At 71.9% G+C, this 17,237-nt stretch carries 22 protein-coding genes; 19 read left to right on the forward strand and 3 right to left on the reverse strand.

The features are described from left to right. The first annotated feature begins 11 nt into the window (after positions 1-11). Genes hisD through hisF form a run of 8 tightly spaced genes read left to right on the forward strand, consistent with a single transcriptional unit; the run spans position 12 to position 5,704 of the window. Entirely contained in the window at positions 12-1,334 is a 1,323-nt protein-coding gene (gene hisD, locus EHS43_RS03565) for a histidinol dehydrogenase (protein WP_125189048.1), read from the forward strand. Next, positions 1,331-2,449, forward strand: a complete 1,119-nt coding sequence (locus tag EHS43_RS03570) for a histidinol-phosphate transaminase (RefSeq protein WP_125189049.1) — start codon at positions 1,331-1,333, stop codon at positions 2,447-2,449. The genes hisD and EHS43_RS03570 overlap by 4 nt, the downstream gene beginning before the upstream one ends. Next, positions 2,446-3,039 (forward strand): imidazoleglycerol-phosphate dehydratase HisB, encoded by a 594-nt coding sequence (gene hisB / locus EHS43_RS03575; protein ID WP_030318918.1) that lies wholly within the window; start codon positions 2,446-2,448, stop codon positions 3,037-3,039. Before EHS43_RS03570 ends, hisB begins: the two co-directional genes overlap by 4 nt. Continuing rightward, positions 3,036-3,200, forward strand: a complete 165-nt coding sequence (locus EHS43_RS46210) for a hypothetical protein (protein ID WP_185806096.1) — start codon at positions 3,036-3,038, stop codon at positions 3,198-3,200. The genes hisB and EHS43_RS46210 overlap by 4 nt, the downstream gene beginning before the upstream one ends. After that, on the forward strand, positions 3,197-3,838 hold the full coding sequence (gene hisH / locus EHS43_RS03580) for an imidazole glycerol phosphate synthase subunit HisH (RefSeq protein WP_125189050.1): 642 nt from the start codon (positions 3,197-3,199) through the stop codon (positions 3,836-3,838). The genes EHS43_RS46210 and hisH overlap by 4 nt, the downstream gene beginning before the upstream one ends. Further along, positions 3,835-4,560 (forward strand): bifunctional 1-(5-phosphoribosyl)-5-((5-phosphoribosylamino)methylideneamino)imidazole-4-carboxamide isomerase/phosphoribosylanthranilate isomerase PriA, encoded by a 726-nt coding sequence (gene priA, locus EHS43_RS03585; protein WP_125189051.1) that lies wholly within the window; start codon positions 3,835-3,837, stop codon positions 4,558-4,560. Before hisH ends, priA begins: the two co-directional genes overlap by 4 nt. Next, the gene (locus EHS43_RS03590; protein WP_125189052.1) at positions 4,557-4,952 is read left to right on the forward strand and encodes a RidA family protein; all 396 of its coding nucleotides are present in this window, start codon (positions 4,557-4,559) and stop codon (positions 4,950-4,952) included. Before priA ends, EHS43_RS03590 begins: the two co-directional genes overlap by 4 nt. Then, positions 4,949-5,704 carry an imidazole glycerol phosphate synthase subunit HisF gene (hisF, locus tag EHS43_RS03595; RefSeq protein WP_125189053.1) on the forward strand — a complete coding sequence of 252 codons (756 nt, stop codon included), beginning with the start codon at positions 4,949-4,951 and terminating at the stop codon, positions 5,702-5,704. Before EHS43_RS03590 ends, hisF begins: the two co-directional genes overlap by 4 nt. 45 nt (positions 5,705-5,749) lie before the next feature. On the opposite strand, the gene EHS43_RS03600 is transcribed toward hisF, so the two are convergent. After that, positions 5,750-6,385 carry a TIGR03085 family metal-binding protein gene (locus EHS43_RS03600; RefSeq protein ID WP_125189054.1) on the reverse strand — a complete coding sequence of 212 codons (636 nt, stop codon included), beginning with the start codon at positions 6,383-6,385 and terminating at the stop codon, positions 5,750-5,752. A gap of 83 nt (positions 6,386-6,468) precedes the next feature. Here EHS43_RS03600 and hisI point away from each other — a divergent pair, with 83 nt between their 5' ends. The 11 genes from hisI (at position 6,469) to lgt (ending at position 15,231) form a co-directional block, all read left to right on the forward strand. Beyond that, positions 6,469-6,864, forward strand: a complete 396-nt coding sequence (gene hisI, locus EHS43_RS03605; RefSeq protein ID WP_125189055.1) for a phosphoribosyl-AMP cyclohydrolase — start codon at positions 6,469-6,471, stop codon at positions 6,862-6,864. A gap of 11 nt (positions 6,865-6,875) precedes the next feature. Beyond that, positions 6,876-8,354, forward strand: coding sequence for an anthranilate synthase component I (locus EHS43_RS03610; RefSeq protein WP_125189056.1), 1,479 nt, complete (start codon positions 6,876-6,878; stop codon positions 8,352-8,354). A 71-nt stretch (positions 8,355-8,425) separates the two neighbouring features. Then, on the forward strand, positions 8,426-9,064 hold the full coding sequence (locus tag EHS43_RS03615; protein ID WP_125189057.1) for a TIGR02234 family membrane protein: 639 nt from the start codon (positions 8,426-8,428) through the stop codon (positions 9,062-9,064). A gap of 118 nt (positions 9,065-9,182) precedes the next feature. Further along, positions 9,183-9,431 (forward strand): HGxxPAAW family protein, encoded by a 249-nt coding sequence (locus EHS43_RS03620; protein WP_125189058.1) that lies wholly within the window; start codon positions 9,183-9,185, stop codon positions 9,429-9,431. A gap of 79 nt (positions 9,432-9,510) precedes the next feature. Continuing rightward, the gene (locus EHS43_RS03625; RefSeq protein WP_125189059.1) at positions 9,511-9,951 is read left to right on the forward strand and encodes a DUF2752 domain-containing protein; all 441 of its coding nucleotides are present in this window, start codon (positions 9,511-9,513) and stop codon (positions 9,949-9,951) included. A gap of 138 nt (positions 9,952-10,089) precedes the next feature. After that, positions 10,090-10,899 (forward strand): indole-3-glycerol phosphate synthase TrpC, encoded by an 810-nt coding sequence (trpC, locus tag EHS43_RS03630; RefSeq protein ID WP_020119953.1) that lies wholly within the window; start codon positions 10,090-10,092, stop codon positions 10,897-10,899. 21 nt (positions 10,900-10,920) lie between these two features. Then, on the forward strand, positions 10,921-11,115 hold the full coding sequence (gene trpM, locus EHS43_RS03635; protein ID WP_125189060.1) for a tryptophan biosynthesis modulator TrpM: 195 nt from the start codon (positions 10,921-10,923) through the stop codon (positions 11,113-11,115). Between the two features lie 78 nt (positions 11,116-11,193). After that, positions 11,194-12,480, forward strand: coding sequence for a tryptophan synthase subunit beta (gene trpB / locus EHS43_RS03640; RefSeq protein WP_125189061.1), 1,287 nt, complete (start codon positions 11,194-11,196; stop codon positions 12,478-12,480). After that, positions 12,477-13,295 (forward strand): tryptophan synthase subunit alpha, encoded by an 819-nt coding sequence (gene trpA, locus EHS43_RS03645; protein WP_125189062.1) that lies wholly within the window; start codon positions 12,477-12,479, stop codon positions 13,293-13,295. Before trpB ends, trpA begins: the two co-directional genes overlap by 4 nt. A gap of 105 nt (positions 13,296-13,400) precedes the next feature. Continuing rightward, positions 13,401-14,174, forward strand: a complete 774-nt coding sequence (locus EHS43_RS03650) for a thioredoxin domain-containing protein (RefSeq protein ID WP_125189063.1) — start codon at positions 13,401-13,403, stop codon at positions 14,172-14,174. Between the two features lie 103 nt (positions 14,175-14,277). Then, on the forward strand, positions 14,278-15,231 hold the full coding sequence (gene lgt / locus EHS43_RS03655) for a prolipoprotein diacylglyceryl transferase (protein ID WP_125189064.1): 954 nt from the start codon (positions 14,278-14,280) through the stop codon (positions 15,229-15,231). Between the two features lie 57 nt (positions 15,232-15,288). Here the strand turns inward: lgt and EHS43_RS03660 are convergent, their stop codons facing one another. Together EHS43_RS03660 and EHS43_RS03665 are read right to left on the reverse strand one after the other, a co-directional pair. Further along, positions 15,289-16,122 carry a CoA ester lyase gene (locus EHS43_RS03660; protein ID WP_125189065.1) on the reverse strand — a complete coding sequence of 278 codons (834 nt, stop codon included), beginning with the start codon at positions 16,120-16,122 and terminating at the stop codon, positions 15,289-15,291. Continuing rightward, on the reverse strand, positions 16,119-17,237 hold a 1,119-nt coding region (locus EHS43_RS03665), incomplete at its 5' end, for a CaiB/BaiF CoA-transferase family protein (RefSeq protein ID WP_148104013.1). The genes EHS43_RS03665 and EHS43_RS03660, both read right to left, overlap by 4 nt.

The following is a 17,237-nucleotide window of genomic DNA, read 5'->3' on the forward strand; positions in this document are numbered from 1 at the left end:
AGAATTGACGAGTGATCTCCCGAATCGATCTGCGCGGCGACGCCCTCCCCGAGGGCCCCGCCCTGCGCGACCTGCTGCCCCGAGCCGACTTCGACGTCTCGGCCGCCCTGGAGAAGGTGCGTCCGATCTGTGAGGCCGTGCATCATCGGGGCGACGCGGCGCTGATCGACTTCGCCGAGAAGTTCGACGGTGTCCGGCTGGAGCGGGTGCGGGTGCCCGCGGAGGCGCTCACGCGCGCGTTGCAGGAGCTCGACCCGGCCGTGCGGGCCGCTCTGGAGGAGTCCATCCGCCGCGCCCGGCTCGTCCACCGGGAACAGCGCCGCAGCACCCACACCACCCAGGTGGTGCCCGGCGGCAGCGTGACCGAGAAGTGGGTACCGGTCGACCGGGTCGGGCTGTACGCGCCCGGTGGCCGGTCGGTCTACCCGTCCTCCGTGATCATGAACGTGGTGCCCGCGCAGGAGGCGGGAGTCGAGTCCATCGCGCTCGCCTCGCCCGCCCAGGCGGAGTTCGGCGGCCTTCCGCACCCGACGATCCTCGCCGCCTGCGCCCTGCTCGGCGTCGACGAGGTCTACGCCGCCGGTGGCGCGACCGCCGTCGCGATGTTCGCGTACGGCACCGAGTCCTGCCCGCCCGCCAACATGGTCACCGGCCCCGGCAACATCTGGGTCGCCGCCGCCAAGCGCTACTTCACCGGCCGGATCGGCATCGACGCCGAGGCCGGCCCGACCGAGATCGCGGTCCTCGCGGACTCCACGGCCGACCCGGTGCACGTCGCCTCCGACCTGATCAGCCAGGCCGAGCACGACCCGCTGGCCGCCGCCGTCCTGGTCACCGACTCCGTCGCCCTCGCGGACGCCGTCGAGAAGGAGCTGGAGCCGCAGGTCGCGGCCACCCGGCACATCGACGACCGGATCGTGCCCGCCCTCAAGGGCAGGCAGTCCGCGATCGTCCTCGTCGACGGCATCGAGGAAGGACTCCGGGTCGTCGACGCGTACGGCGCCGAGCACCTGGAGATCCAGACGGCCGACGCCGCCGCGGTCGCCGACCGGGTGCGCAACGCGGGTGCCGTCTTCGTCGGCCCCTGGGCCCCCGTGTCCCTCGGCGACTACGCCGCGGGGTCCAACCACGTGCTCCCGACCGGCGGTTGCGCCTGCCACTCCTCCGGCCTGTCCGTCCAGTCCTTCCTGCGCGGCATCCACATCGTCGACTACACGAAGGACGCGCTCGCGGACGTGGCGCACCACGTGGTGACGCTCGCGGAGGCGGAGGACCTGCCGGCCCACGGGGCGGCGATCAAGGCCAGGTTCGGCTGGAAGGTGCCCGGCAAGTGACCCTCGGAATCGACGACCTGCCCGTACGGGACGAGCTGCGCGGCAAGTCCCCCTACGGCGCGCCCCAGTTGGACGTCCCCGTACGGCTGAACACCAACGAGAACCCCTACCCGCTGCCCGAGGCACTGGTCGAGCGCATCGCCGAGCGCGTCCGGGAGGCCGCCCGCGACCTCAACCGCTACCCGGACCGGGACGCGGTGGAGCTGCGCACCCGGCTCGCCGAGTACCTGACGGACACCTCCGGCCACGAGGTGGGCCTCGCCAACGTCTGGGCCGCCAACGGCTCCAACGAGGTCATCCAGCAGCTGCTCCAGACCTTCGGCGGACCGGGCCGCACGGCGATCGGCTTCGAGCCGTCGTACTCGATGCACGCGCTCATCGCGCGCGGCACCGGCACCGGCTGGATCTCGGGTCCGCGGCACGAGGACTTCTCCATCGACGTCGAGGCGGCCGTCCACGCGATCGCCGCGCACCAGCCGGACGTCGTCTTCGTCACGACCCCCAACAACCCCACCGGCAACGCGGTCCCGCCCGAGACGGTCCTCGCGCTGTACGAGGCCGCACAGGCCGCGAAGCCGTCCATGGTCGTGGTCGACGAGGCGTACATCGAGTTCAGCCACGGCGACTCGCTGCTGCCGCTCCTCGAAGGACGGCCGAATCTCGTCGTCTCCAGGACCATGTCTAAGGCCTTCGGGGCGGCGGGCCTGCGCCTCGGCTACCTGGCCGCCCACCCGGCGGTCGTGGACGCCGTCCAGCTCGTACGGCTGCCCTACCACCTGTCCGCCGTCACCCAGGCGACCGCGCTGGCCGCCCTGGAGCACACCGACACGCTGCTCAAGTACGTCGAGCAGCTCAAGGCCGAGCGGGACCGGCTGGTGAGCGAGCTGCGGGCGATCGGCTTCGAGGTCGTGGAGTCGGACGCGAACTTCGTGCAGTTCGGCCGCTTCGAGGGCCCCGGGGGCTCGCACGCGGCCTGGCAGAAGATCCTCGACCGGGGCGTCCTGGTCCGGGACAACGGCATTCCGGGGTGGCTGCGGGTCAGCGCCGGAACCCCCGAAGAGAACGACGCGTTCCTCGACGCGGTACGTGAACTGAAGAAGGAGCAGAGCACATGAACCGCGTGGGACGCGTGGAGCGAGTCACCAAGGAGACGTCCGTCCTCGTCGAGATCGACCTCGACGGGTCCGGCAAGGTCGATGTGTCGACGGGCGTCGGCTTCTACGACCACATGCTCGACCAGCTCGGCCGGCACGGTCTGTTCGACCTGACCGTGAAGACCGAGGGCGACCTGCACATCGACTCGCACCACACCATCGAGGACACCGCCCTCGCCCTCGGCGCCGCCTTCAAGCAGGCGCTCGGCGACAAGGTGGGCATCTACCGCTTCGGCAACTGCACGGTCCCGCTGGACGAGTCCCTCGCCCAGGTCACCGTCGACCTCTCCGGCCGCCCCTACCTCGTGCACACCGAGCCCGAGAAGATGGCGCCGATGATCGGCGAGTACGACACCACGATGACCCGGCACATCCTGGAGTCCTTCGTGGCCCAGGCGCAGATCGCCCTGCACGTGCACGTGCCCTACGGGCGCAACGCGCACCACATCGTGGAGTGCCAGTTCAAGGCGCTGGCCCGGGCCCTGCGCTACGCCTCCGAACGCGACCCCCGCGCGGCGGGCATCCTCCCCTCCACGAAGGGCGCCCTGTGAACGGCCTGTCGACCCTCCTGATCGTCGTCGGCCTCTTCCTGGCCGGCGGCATCTACTCCTTCGTCAAGCAGCAGATGCCCAAGGGCCTCATCGTGCTGCTCTCCATCGCCGCCGCGATGTGCCTCGTCGCCGGTGTCCTGAGGCTGGAGGTGTGGAATTGAGCCCCGCCAAGCGAGTGGTCGTCTTCGACTACGGCTTCGGCAACGTGCGCTCCGCCGAGCGCGCCCTCGCGCGCGCGGGAGCCGAGGTCGAGATAACGCGCGACTACGACCGCGCCATGAACGCCGACGGCCTGCTGGTGCCGGGCGTCGGCGCCTTCGCCGCCTGCATGAAGGGGCTGCACGAGGCCCGCGGTGACTGGATCATCGACCGCCGGCTGTCCGGCGGACGCCCCGTCATGGGCATCTGCGTCGGCATGCAGATCCTCTTCGCGCGCGGCATCGAGCACGGCGTGGAGACCGAGGGCCTCGACGAGTGGCCCGGCTCGGTCGAGCCGCTGAAGGCCGAGATCGTGCCCCACATGGGCTGGAACACCGTCGACGCGCCCGCCGACTCCCAGCTGTTCGCCGGCCTCGACGCCGACGCCCGCTTCTACTTCGTGCACTCCTACGCCGTCCACGACTGGTCCCTGGAGACGCACAACCCGTCGATGCAGGCGCCGCGCGTGACCTGGTCGACGCACGGCAAGCCCTTCGTGGCCGCCGTGGAGAACGGCGCCCTGTGGGCCACGCAGTTCCACCCCGAGAAGTCCGGCGACGCCGGTGCGCAGCTCCTCACCAACTGGATCGGAACACTGTGAGCAAGCTCGAACTCCTTCCCGCCGTCGACGTCCGCGACGGCCAGGCCGTCCGTCTCGTGCACGGCGAGTCCGGCACGGAGACCTCGTACGGCTCGCCGCTGGAGGCCGCCCTGTCCTGGCAGCGGGCGGGCGCCGAGTGGCTGCACCTGGTCGACCTGGACGCGGCGTTCGGCACCGGCGACAACCGCGAACTGGTCCGGCAGGTCACCGAGGCGATGGACATCAAGGTCGAGCTGTCCGGCGGCATCCGCGACGACGCCTCGCTGGCCGCGGCCCTCGCCACCGGCTGCACCCGGGTGAACCTCGGCACCGCCGCCCTGGAGAGCCCCGCATGGGTCGCCAAGGTCATCGCCGAGCACGGCGACAGGATCGCGGTCGGCCTGGACGTGCGCGGCACGACCCTCAAGGGCCGCGGCTGGACCAGCGAGGGCGGCGACCTCTACGAGGCGCTGGAGCGGCTCGACAAGGAGGGCTGCGCCCGCTACGTCGTCACCGACATCGCCAAGGACGGCACGCTCCAGGGCCCCAACCTGGAGCTGCTGCGCAACGTCTGCGCGGCCACCGACCGCCCCGTGGTGGCCTCCGGCGGGGTGTCCTCGCTGGACGACCTGCGGGCCATCGCCGAGCTGGTGCCGCTCGGTGTCGAGGGCTCCATCGTCGGGAAGGCGCTGTACGCGAAGGCGTTCACCCTGGAAGAGGCCCTGGAGGCGGTGGCTCAGTGAGCGATGTGCGACGTGTCACGACCGGTGCGCCCTGGGAGGAGACCTTCGGCTACTCCCGCGCGGTCGAACTGCCCAACGGCCTGGTGCTGGTCTCCGGCTGCACCTCGGTCGTGGACGGCGAGATCGTCGCGGGCGACCCGTACGAGCAGACGGTCAACGCCTTCAACGTCGCGTTCGCGGCGCTGAAGGAGCTGGGGCTCGGCCGGGACGACGTGGTGCGCACGCGCCTGTACATCACCCACGCCCGGGACGTGGACGAGGTCGGACGCGCCCACAAGGAGCTGTTCGACACCGTACGGCCCGCCGCATCCATGATCATCGTCTCCGGCTTCGTGGACCCCAGCCTGGTCGTCGAGGTCGAGGTGGAGGCGTTCCGAGGAGCCCCCGCATGACCCTCGCCGTACGAGTCATCCCCTGCCTGGACGTCGACAACGGCCGGGTGGTCAAGGGGGTCAACTTCCAGAACCTGCGCGACGCGGGCGACCCCGTCGAGATGGCCAAGGTCTACGACGCCGAGGGCGCCGACGAGCTGACCTTCCTGGACATCACCGCCTCCTCCGGCAACCGCGAGACGACCTACGACGTGGTGCGCCGCACCGCCGAGCAGGTCTTCATCCCGCTGACGGTCGGCGGCGGGGTCCGCACGGCCGAGGACGTGGACAAGCTGCTGCGGGCCGGGGCGGACAAGGTGGGCGTGAACACCGCGGCCATCGCCCGCCCCGACCTGATCCGCGAGATCGCCGAGCGGTTCGGCCGGCAGGTGCTGGTGCTGTCGGTGGACGCGCGGCGCACCGCGTCGGGCACCTTCGAGGTCACCACCCACGGCGGCCGCAAGGGCACCGGAATCGACGCCGTCGAGTGGGCGCACCGGGCCGCCGAACTGGGCGCCGGAGAGATCCTGCTCAACTCGATGGACGCGGACGGCACCAAGGACGGCTACGACCTGGAGATGATCGAGGCCGTCCGCAAGCACGTCACCGTCCCGCTGATCGCCTCCGGCGGCGCGGGGAAGCTGGACCACTTCCCGCCGGCCATCGGCGCGGGCGCGGACGCGGTGCTGGCGGCCTCGGTGTTCCACTTCGGCGATCTGCGGATCGGCGAGGTCAAGGAGACCCTGCGGGCTGCGGGACACCCCGTTCGCTAGCGAGGCTCCCGGGCCCCGGTCACCGTCACCGGTGACCGGGGTTCCTCAGATCCCCAGTTCCTTCGCCTCGTGGAGCCTGGCGATCGCCTCCTTGTCGCCGTCCAGTTCCACCTTGGCCGCGCTCTGCCGGCCGTAGAGGAACAGCAGCAGCTCCGACGGCTCGCCGGTCGCCGTCACGACCGGGGTGCCCCGGTGCGCGACCACCGTCTGGCCGTCCGGGCGGCGCATGACCAGACCGGTGGGGACACCGCGGCCCATCAGCCGGGCGGTGCGCTCCAGACGCGACCACAGGGTGTCCTGGAAGACCGGGTCCAGCTCGCGCGGCGCCCAGTCGGGGCGGGCCCGGCGGACGTCCTCCGTGTGGACGTAGAACTCCACCGTGTTCGACAGCTCCTCGACCTGCTTGAGCTGGAACGGCGAGAAACGCGGCGGGCCCGTGCGGATGAGCTGGATCAGCTCTTCGTAGGGCTTCTCGGTGAACTCGGCCATCACCCGGTCCAGACGGGACGCGAGCTGCTTGATCAGCAGACCGCCGGCGGCGTCGGGACGGCGCTCGCGCACCACCACGTGCGCCGCGAGGTCGCGGGTGAGCCAGCCCTCGCAGAGGGTGGGGGCCTCCGGGCCCTCGGCCTCCAACAGGTCGGCGAGCAGAAGTCGTTCACGCTTGGCGAAAGTCGACATGCAGTCAGCCTACGACCCCCTCAGGGGTCCGCCCAGTGGACATTCCGCAGTCACTGTCAGTGGCGCGCGGCACAATGGCACCCATGACCAGCACGCACCGGCCCAGCAGCCTCGACCCCGAGATCGCCGCGCGCCTCAAGCGCAGCGCCGACGGTCTCGTCCCCGCCATCGCCCAGCAGTACGACACCGGCGAGGTGCTCATGCTCGGCTGGATGGACGACGAGGCGCTGCACCGCACCCTGACCACCGGCCGCTGCACCTACTGGTCGCGCAGCCGCCGGGAGTACTGGGTCAAGGGCGACACCTCCGGCCACGTCCAGTGGGTCAAGTCCGTCGCCCTGGACTGCGACGCCGACACCGTGCTGGTCAAGGTGGACCAGGTCGGCGCCGCCTGCCACACCGGCGCGCGCACCTGCTTCGACGAGGACGTGCTCCTCAAGGACGGCACTGCTTCCGGCCCCGCCCCCTCGGATCAGTAAGGTCAGCCGCCATGGACCTCGAGACCTTCCGCAAGCTGGCCACCGACCGCCGCGTCATCCCCGTCACGCGCAAGCTCCTGGCCGACGGCGACACCCCCGTCGCCCTCTACCGCAAGCTCGCCGCCGAGCGCCCCGGCACCTTCCTGCTGGAGTCCGCGGAGAACGGCCGCTCGTGGTCCCGCTACTCCTTCGTGGGCGTGCGCTCGGCCGCGACCCTGACGGCACGCGACGGCCAGGCCCACTGGCTGGGCACCCCACCGGTCGGCGTCCCCGTCGACGGCGACCCGCTGGCCGCCCTGCGCGCCACCATCGAGGCCCTGCACACCCCGCACCAGGAGGGCCTGCCGCCCTTCACCGGCGGCATGGTCGGCTACCTCGGCTACGACATCGTCCGCCGCCTGGAGAAGATCGGCCCCGGCGAGCGCGACGATCTGCGCCTGCCCGAGCTCACCATGCTCCTGACCAGTGACCTCGCCGTCATGGACCACTGGGAGGGCTCGGTCCTGCTGATCGCCAACGCGATCAACCACAACGACCTCGACACCGGCGTCGACGAGGCCCACGCGGACGCGATGGCCCGCCTGGACGCCATGGAGGCGGACCTGTCCCGCGCGGTGGCCCAGCCCCCGGCGGTCCTGCCGCCCTCCGAACTGCCCGAGTACACCGCGCTCTGGGGCGGCCCCGACTTCCAGGAGGCCGTCGAGGACATCAAGGAGCGCATCCGGGCCGGCGAGGCCTTCCAGGTCGTCCCCTCGCAGCGCTTCGAGACGCCCTGCACGGCGAGCGCGCTGGACGTCTACCGGGTCCTGCGGGCCACCAACCCCTCCCCGTACATGTACCTGTTCCGCTTCGACGGCTTCGACGTCGTGGGCTCGTCCCCCGAGGCGCTGGTCAAGGTCGAGGACGGGCACGCCATGGTCCACCCCATCGCCGGCACCCGCTGGCGCGGGGCCACCCCGCAGGAGGACCAGGCCCTCGCCGACGAACTGCTCGCCGACCCCAAGGAGCGCGCCGAGCACCTGATGCTGGTGGACCTCGGCCGCAACGACCTGGGGCGCATCTGCGAGCCCGGCTCCGTGGAGGTCGTCGACTTCATGTCCGTCGAGCGGTACTCCCACGTGATGCACATCGTCTCCACGGTCACCGGCAAGGTGGCGCCCGGCCGTACCGCCTTCGACGTCCTGACCGCCTGCTTCCCGGCGGGCACCCTCTCCGGCGCCCCCAAGCCCCGGGCGATGCAGATCATCGACGAACTGGAGCCGTCCCGGCGCGGGTTGTACGGCGGCTGTGTCGGCTACCTCGACTTCGCGGGCGACTCCGACACCGCGATCGCCATCCGCACGGCCCTGCTGCGCGACGGCACGGCCTACGTCCAGGCCGGGGCCGGCATCGTCGCCGACTCCGACCCGGTCGCCGAGGACACCGAGTGCCGCAACAAGGCGGCGGCGGTCCTCAGGGCGGTGCACACGGCGAACCGGCTCGGCAAGTAGGGCGCTTCGCCGGCGAATGGGGCGCTTCTCACGGGGCCCCGGGTGACCGTTCGCCCGGGGTTCGGGTGATAGTGGGGTACGTGACTGCCGTACCGCACCCCCGTTCCGAAGCCGCCGGACCCGCCCGGGCCGGCCGCCTCAGTCTTGCCGTGGCCCTTCTTGCCGGGGCGCTCGGCGCGGCCGTGGCGCTGCTCGCGACCCGCCAGCAGTGGTCCGAGGGCACCGCGACGGTGGCCGGCGGCGCGTTCCCGCTGACGGCCAAGGGCAGTGACGTGACCGGGGTTCCCGCCGCGCTGGCCATAGTGGGGCTCGCCGCGCTGGTCGCCGTGTTCGCCGTACGCAAGGCGGGGCGGCTGCTGGTCGCCGGGGTGCTGGCGCTGTCCGGCGCGGGCATCGTGGTCGCCGCGCTGATCGGGGCCGGTGATTCCTCCGCGCTGGACGAGCAGGCGGCGAAGGCCTCCGGGGACACGTCCGCGACGGTCTCCGCGCTCAGCCATACCGCCTGGCCCTATGTCGCCGTGGTCGGCGGCGCGCTGATCCTGCTGGCCGGGCTGCTCGCCCTGCGGTACGGGCGGCTGTGGCCTGCGATGTCGGGGCGGTACGAGCGGGACGGGGCGCCGCGGCGTCGTAAGCCCGCGGTGGTGGATCCCGATCGGCCCGAGGACATCTGGAAGGCGCTCGACCGTGGGGAGGATCCGACGGGCGCCTAGCGTCTTTCTCCGGCTCCGCCCCAGAGGGGCGCGTCCAGGTGCCCCCCGGACACATCGTGGTCGTGCGTACGGAAGAATGGGCGCGGACATCACGTACTTCAGCACCTAGGAGCAAGCAATGGCGGGCAGCAGCCACGGTCACACCCCGGCCGCCTGGACCGGTGTCACTATCGCCTTCATCGGTTTCTGCGTCGCGGGCGCCTTCATGGTGATGGCCCAGCCGGCGGGCTTCTGGGCCGGTATGGCGATCGTGGTCATCGGCGGCGTCGTCGGCTGGATCATGAGCGCGATGGGGATGGGCATGCCCAAGGACGCCCACAAGCCGCTCGCCACCGCACAGCCCGAGTCGGCGGACGCCAAGAGCTGACACGCGGACCTCGTGAAGGGGCGGCCCGGCGAACCTGCCGGTGCCGCCCCTCACGCGTTCGCCGGGAGGGCGGGGGACAATGACGGACGTGAACGCCGAAACAGAGCGCATGTTGCCCCGGACCGGCCTGCCGGCACGCCTGGCCGTCCCGGGCGGGATCCTCGCGGCCGTCGCCGGGACCTTCGTGTACGTGGGGACCGTGGACCCCAACCAGCCCGGCCACTACCCCGTCTGCCCGCTCTACCGGATCACCGGCCTGTACTGCCCCGGCTGCGGTGGACTGCGCAGCGCGCACGCGTTCGTCCACGGCGACTTCCTGGCCGCACTCCAGGACAACGCGATGGGCGTGGTGGGCTATCTGGGCTTCGCCGTGCTGTGGACCGTCTGGGTGGTCCGCGCGGCCCGCGGACGGCCGCTGAACCTCGCTCTCGGGCCCGTGCACCTGTGGACGGCGGGAGCAATGCTGCTGGTCTTCACGGTTGTCCGGAACCTGCCGTTCGGTGGCTGGCTACATCCTTGATCAACTGGCGAATGTCCAGGTAGTGGGACCGGCGTCAACCGGATGCGAGGGCTACGCCCTCCTGCGGATACCATCGCAGTGACCACTTGTTCTCATCGGTCGCTGGAACTGTCAACCGTCTGGAAGGGGGCCGCTCGCGTGAGTGTGCTCGACGAGATCATCGACGGAGTCCGTGCCGACCTCGCGGAACGGCAGGCGCGCGTCAGCCTCGACGAGCTCAAGGAGCGCGCGGCGAAGGCTCCCGCGGCCAAGGACGGCGTGGCCGCACTGCGCGGCGACGGCGTCAAGGTCATCTGCGAGGTCAAGCGCTCCAGCCCCTCCAAGGGCGCGCTGGCCGCGATCGCCGATCCGGCGGGCCTGGCCGCCGACTACGAGGCGGGCGGCGCGGCCGTCATCTCCGTCCTCACCGAACAGCGCCGCTTCGGCGGCTCGCTGGCCGACCTGGAGGCCGTCCGCGCGCGCGTGGACATCCCCGTCCTGCGCAAGGACTTCATCGTCACGTCGTACCAGCTCTGGGAGGCCCGGGCCTACGGCGCCGACCTCGCGCTGCTCATCGTCGCGGCCCTGGAGCAGCCCGCCCTGGAGTCCCTGATCGAGCGTGCCGAGTCCATCGGGCTCACCCCGCTCGTCGAGGTCCACGACGAGGACGAGGTCGAGCGCGCGGTGGACGCCGGAGCGAAGATCATCGGCGTCAACGCGCGTAACCTCAAGACCCTTGAGGTCGACCGCGGCACCTTCGAGCGCGTCGCCCCCGAGATCCCGGCCCACCTGGTCAAGATCGCCGAGTCCGGCGTCCGAGGTCCGCACGACCTCATCGCCTACGCCAACGCCGGCGCCGACGCGGTCCTGGTGGGCGAGTCCCTGGTCACCGGCAAGGACCCGAAGACGGCGGTCGCCGACCTGGTGGCGGCGGGCGAGCACCCGGCTCTGCGGCACGGGCGCGGCTGATCTTTCGATAGGGTTGGCCTGATGACTGTCACCATGACCACCGCGGACCGGCACGCGCGCCTTGCGCGCGGTTGCCGTCCCCGCGGCTGCCGCGCCCCGGCACGCCGGGTGCACGGCCGCCGGGTGCGGTACGTCATCGGTGACGAACCCGGACAGGTGAACGGCCGCCGATGGCAGCTCTTCAGGGGCGCGGGGAACTGCGCGATCAGCCACTGACGGCCTGTAGTCGACCAGTGACCCCCTGCCCCCACGGCGCTCAGTGTCTTTCACACACACTCACCGTGAGGTTCAGCCATGCCCAGCGAGTTCTTCATCCCTGACCCGGAGGGTCAAGTCCCCACGGCCGAAGGCTACTTCGGCAGCTTCGGCGGCAAGTTCATCCCGGAGGCCCTCGTCGCCGCCGTGGACGAGGTCGCCGTCGAGTACGACAAGGCCAAGCACGACCCCGAGTTCGCCCGTGAGCTCGACGACCTGCTCGTGAACTACACGGGCCGGCCCTCCGCCCTCACCGAGGTGCCGAGGTTCGCCGAGCACGCCGGCGGGGCGCGGGTCTTCCTCAAGCGGGAGGACCTCAACCACACCGGCTCCCACAAGATCAACAACGTGCTCGGGCAGGCCCTGCTCACCAAGCGCATGGGCAAGACGAGGGTGATCGCGGAGACCGGTGCCGGCCAGCACGGCGTCGCCACCGCCACCGCCTGCGCTCTGTTCGGCCTCGAGTGCACCATCTACATGGGCGAGATCGACACCCAGCGCCAGGCCCTGAACGTGGCCCGGATGCGCATGCTAGGCGCCGAGGTCATCGCCGTGAAGTCCGGCAGCCGCACGCTCAAGGACGCCATCAACGAGGCATTCCGGGACTGGGTCGCCAACGTCGACCGCACCCACTACCTGTTCGGCACGGTCGCCGGCCCGCACCCCTTCCCGGCCATGGTCCGCGACTTCCACCGGGTCATCGGCGTCGAGGCCCGCCGCCAGCTCCTGGAGCGGGCCGGCCGGCTGCCCGACGCGGCCGTCGCCTGCGTCGGCGGCGGCTCGAACGCCATCGGCCTCTTCCACGCCTTCATCCCGGACACCGGCGTACGCCTCATCGGCTGCGAGCCCGCCGGACACGGCGTGGAGACCGGCGAGCACGCGGCGACCCTCACCGCGGGCGAGCCCGGCATCCTGCACGGCTCCCGCTCCTACGTCCTCCAGGACGAGGAGGGCCAGATCACCGAGCCGTACTCCATCTCGGCCGGCCTGGACTACCCGGGCATCGGCCCCGAGCACTCCTACCTCAAGGACTCCGGCCGCGGCGAGTACCGCGCGGTCACCGACGACGCGGCCATGCAGGCCCTGCGCCTGCTCTCGCGCACCGAGGGCATCATCCCTGCCATCGAGAGCGCGCACGCGCTGGCCGGCGCCCTGGAGGTCGGCCGGGAGCTCGGCAAGGACGGGCTGATCGTCGTCAACCTGTCCGGCCGCGGCGACAAGGACATGGACACGGCCGCACGCTACTTCGGCCTGTACGACACGGACGCGGCCGTCGCCGCGGACGAGGCCGGCACCGGCGCGGAGATCGAGGGGGACGCCAAGTGAGCGGGAACATCCAGCTGTTGACCGACACCCTCGCCGCCGCCAGGGCCGAGGGCCGGTCCGCGCTCATCGCCTACCTCCCGGCCGGGTTCCCGACCGTGGACGGCGGCATCGAGGCGATCAAGGCCGCCTTCGACGGCGGCGCGGACGTCGTCGAGGTCGGTCTGCCGCACAGCGACCCCGTCCTCGACGGCCCCGTCATCCAGACCGCCGACGACATCGCCCTGCGCGGCGGCGTCAAGATCGCGGACGTGATGCGCACGGTCAAGGAGACCCACGCGGCCACCGGGAAGCCGGTGCTCGTGATGACGTACTGGAACCCCATCGACCGCTACGGCGTCGAGCGCTTCACCGCCGAGCTGGCCGAGGCGGGCGGTGCGGGCTGCATCCTGCCCGACCTGCCCGTGCAGGAGTCGGCGCTGTGGAGGGAGCACGCCGAGAAGCACCGGCTCGCCACCGTCTTCGTGGTCGCGCCCAGCAGCAAGGACGCGCGGCTCGCCGAGATCACCGCGGCCGGCAGCGGGTTCGTGTATGCCGCCTCGCTCATGGGCGTCACCGGTACGCGCGAGTCGGTCGGCGCCCAGGCGCAGGACCTCGTGGAGCGGACCCGGGCCACCGGCAGCGGCCTGCCCGTCTGCGTCGGGCTCGGGGTCTCCAACGCGGCGCAGGCCGCCGAGGTGGCCGGCTTCGCCGACGGTGTGATCGTCGGCTCCGCCTTCGTGAAGCGGATGCTGGACGCGCCCGACGAGCAGGCCGGCCTGGAGGGCGTGCGCGCGCTCGCGGGCGAACTGGCCCAGGGCGTGCGCCGGCAGGCGTAGGCCGGGCCGCCCGCACGTCAGGGCGTGACGGAAGATCCGGTCACTCGAACGGGTGGACCTGGGGCCGGGGAGGCGCGGTGCGCCTCCCCGGTTCGTTCTGCGGGTGTGAGCGAGAAGAACCGTGAGGGAAAGCGCACCGCCCGGGAGCGGCTGGCGGAGGAGCGCGCGAAGCAGAGGACCGCGGAGAAGCGGCGCCGGGTGCTGATCGTGGGGGCGAGCGTGGTGTGCGTCCTCGGGCTCGCGGCGGTGATCGGGGTCGTCGCGGCCAACGCGGGCAAGAACAGCGAGGACGCCTCGGGCCCGGTCGTGGTGCCCTCGGGGGCCAACGGCCAGGACAGCCTGGCCATCCCGGTCGGCAAGGAGGGCGCCGGGTCGACGCTCGTCGTCTGGGAGGACTTCCGCTGTCCGGCCTGCAAGGCCTTCGAGACGGCGTACCGCCCGACGATCCACGAGCTCACCGCGTCCGGCAAGCTCAAGGTCGAGTACCACCTGGCCACGATCATCGACGGCAACATGGGCGGCACCGGCTCGCGCAACGCGGCCAACGCCGCCGCCTGCGCCCAGGACGTCGGGAAGTTCCCGGGCTACCACGACGTGCTGTACGAGAACCAGCCCGTGGAGACCAGCGACGACTACGCGAAAAACGAGAAGCTGCTCGACCTGGCGCAGAAGGTCGACGGCCTCGACACGCCCGCCTTCCGGTCCTGCGTGGAGAAGGGCACCCACAACAGCTGGGTGGAGAAGTCCGCGGCCGCCTTCCGCAACGGCGGGTTCTCCGGCACCCCGACCGTGCTGCTCGACGGCAAGAACATCTACCAGGACAACACGATGACCCCGGCGAAGCTCAAGCAGCAGGTGGAGGCCGCCAACAAGGGGTGACGGCGGGTAAGGCGGCGGCCGCCTTCTCTCACCCGCCTGTTATGGACCCGTTGCCGGGCCGCCTGCCGTGGGCCAGGCCCGGCAGGGTAGCGTCGACCCTGCCATGGAACTTGCCTACATTCCCAGCCCGTCGCGCGGGGTGATCCACCTCGGTCCCATCCCGCTGCGTGGCTATGCGTTCTGCATCATCATCGGCGTCTTCGTTGCCGTCTGGCTCGGCAACAAGCGCTGGATCGCCCGCGGCGGGCGGACCGGCACGGTGGCCGACATCGCGGTCTGGGCCGTGCCGTTCGGACTGCTCGGCGGCCGCCTCTACCACGTGATCACGGACTACGAGCTGTACTTCAGCGAGGGCCGGGACTGGGTGGACGCCTTCAAGGTCTGGGAGGGCGGCCTCGGCATCTGGGGTGCGATCGCGCTCGGTGCGGTGGGCGCCTGGATCGGCTGCCGCCGGCGGGGCATCCCGCTGCCGGCCTACGCCGACGCCATCGCCCCCGGTATCGCCCTCGCACAGGCCGTCGGCCGCTGGGGCAACTGGTTCAACCAGGAGCTGTACGGCAAGCCGACCGACCTGCCGTGGGCCCTGCACATCACCTCCTCCACGGACGGCCGGGTGCCGGGCTACTACCACCCGACCTTCCTGTACGAGTCGCTGTGGTGCGTCGGTGTCGCGCTCCTCGTCATCTGGGCCGACCGCCGCTTCAAGCTGGGCCACGGGCGGGCCTTCGCGCTGTACGTCGCCGCGTACTGCACGGGGCGCGGCTGGATCGAGTACATGCGCATCGACGACGCCCACCACATCCTCGGCCTCCGGCTCAACGTCTGGACCGCGATCATCGTCTTCCTGCTCGCGGTGACGTACATCGTGGTGTCGGCGAAGAAGCGGCCCGGGCGCGAGGAAGTCGTCGAGCCGGGCGCGGACGCCGCCGACGGTGAGGCCGAGGCGAACGAGAAGACCGGCACCGACGCGACGGACGGGGCCGACGAGAAGACCGACGCCGACGACAAGGCCGAAGCCGAGGTGGCCGACGAGGCCGGGTCGGCGAAGAAGACCTGACGACCGGTTCCACGTCGACGAGGGCGCCCTGGACCGCCGGGGCGCCCTCGTCGTATGTCAGCCGCGCCCGGCCAGGGAGAGGGTGCGGCGGGCCTGGGTCACCATGGCCGCGTCGATGAAGGTGCCGTCCGCCAGGGCCTGGGCCCCCTGTTCGGCCTCCGCCGCCTTCAGGACGGTCTCCGCCTGCTCGATCTCCTCCTGAGTGGGGAGGTAGGCCCGCTCGATCACCGGGAGCTGGCGGGGATGGACGGCGGCCCGGCCCAGGAAGCCCAGGGCACGGCCGTGGGCGCAGCCGGCCCGCAAGCCCTCCAGGTCCCGGATGTCGGGGTGGACCGACTGGGACGGGGGCGGAAGGTCCGCCGCCCGCGCCGCCACGACCACCCGGGAGCGCGCCCAGTCCAGCCCCCTGTCGTGCCGGACGCCCAGGTCGGCGCGGAGATCCGCCTCGCCGAGGGCGATGCCGCGCAGGTTCGGGTGGGCGGTGGCGACGGCGTAGGCGTGCTCGATGCCCAGCGCCGACTCCAGCAGGGCGTACAGGGGCGGGGCGGCGCCTCCTTCGGCCCCGGCGGTGGTCCGGGCGATGTGGGTGATCTGGGCGGGGGTGGTGACCTTGGGCAGGCGGAGGCCGGAGACGCCCGGCAGGGGCGCGATCGCCGCCAGGTCCGCCGCCGCCAGCGGACCGGACAGGGCGTTCACCCGGACGTGGACCGGGACCGGCTGGGGGTCGCCCAGACGTTCGGCGGTGGCCTCGCGGGCGTACCGCTTGCGGTCGGGGGCGACCGCGTCCTCCAGGTCGACGACCACGACGTCGGCACCGGCGGCGAGCGCCTTGTCCACGATGTGGGGCCGGTCGCCGGGGACGTAGAGCCAGGTCAAGGGGTACGGCCTCACAGGGCGCCCTCCGCGCGCAGGGCCGCCAACTCGGCCCCGCTCAGGCCCAGTTCCGTCAGGATCTCGTCCGTGTCCGCGCCGTGCGGGCGGCCCGCCCAGCGGATCGCGCCAGGGGTCGCCGAGAGCCGGAAGAGGACGTTCTGCATGCGCAGGGGGCCGAGCTCGGGGTCGTCGACCGTGGTGACGGTGTCGAGGGCCTGGTATTGCGGGTCGGTCATCACGTCCCGGATGTCCTGGATCGGGGCGATCGCGGCCTGTGCCTTCTCGAAGGCCGCGAGGACGTCGGCGCGGGTGCGCACGGCGATCCACGAACCGACCGCCGCGTCGAGGACGTCGGCGTGCGCGGCCCGCTGGGCGCCGGTCGCGAACCACGGTTCGTCGATCAGCTCCGGGCGGCCGACCAGGTGCATCACGCGTTCCGCGACCGACTGGGCCGAGGTGGAGACGGCGACCCAGGTGCCGTCGGCGGTGCGGTAGGTGTTGCGCGGGGCGTTGTTGGCGGAGCGGTTGCCGGTGCGCTCCTGGACGTGGCCGAGCTGGTCGTACCAGGTCGGCTGGGGGCCGAGGACCGTCAGGATCGGCTCGATGAGGGCCATGTCGACGACCTGGCCCTCGCCCGTGCGCTCCCGGGCCGCGAGTGCCGTCATCACCGCGTAGGCCGTGGCCAGGCCAGCGATGGAGTCGGCCAGGCCGAAGGGCGGCAGGACCGGGGGCGCGTCCGGTTCGCCGGTGATCGCCGCGAAGCCGCTCATCGCCTCGGCGAGGGTGCCGAAGCCGGGGCGGTCGGCGTAGGGGCCGAACTGGCCGAAGCCGGTGACGCGGGTGAGGACCAGGCGGGGGTTGGCGGCGGACAGCTCGGGCCAGCCGAGGTCCCACTTCTCCAGGGTGCCGGGGCGGAAGTTCTCGATGACGACGTCCGCGGAGGCGGCCAGTCTCAGGAAGGTGGTCCGGCCGCCCGGCTTGGACAGGTCCAGGGTCACCGTGCGCTTGTTGCGGCCCAGGACCTTCCACCACAGGCCGATGCCGTCCTTGGAGGGGCCGTGGCCGCGGGAGGGGTCGGGCTTGGTGGGGTGCTCGATCTTGACGACCTCGGCGCCGAAGTCGCCGAGCAGGGT

The sequence above is a fragment of the Streptomyces sp. RP5T genome (genome assembly GCF_003933965.1).
GTDB lineage: Bacteria > Actinomycetota > Actinomycetes > Streptomycetales > Streptomycetaceae > Streptomyces.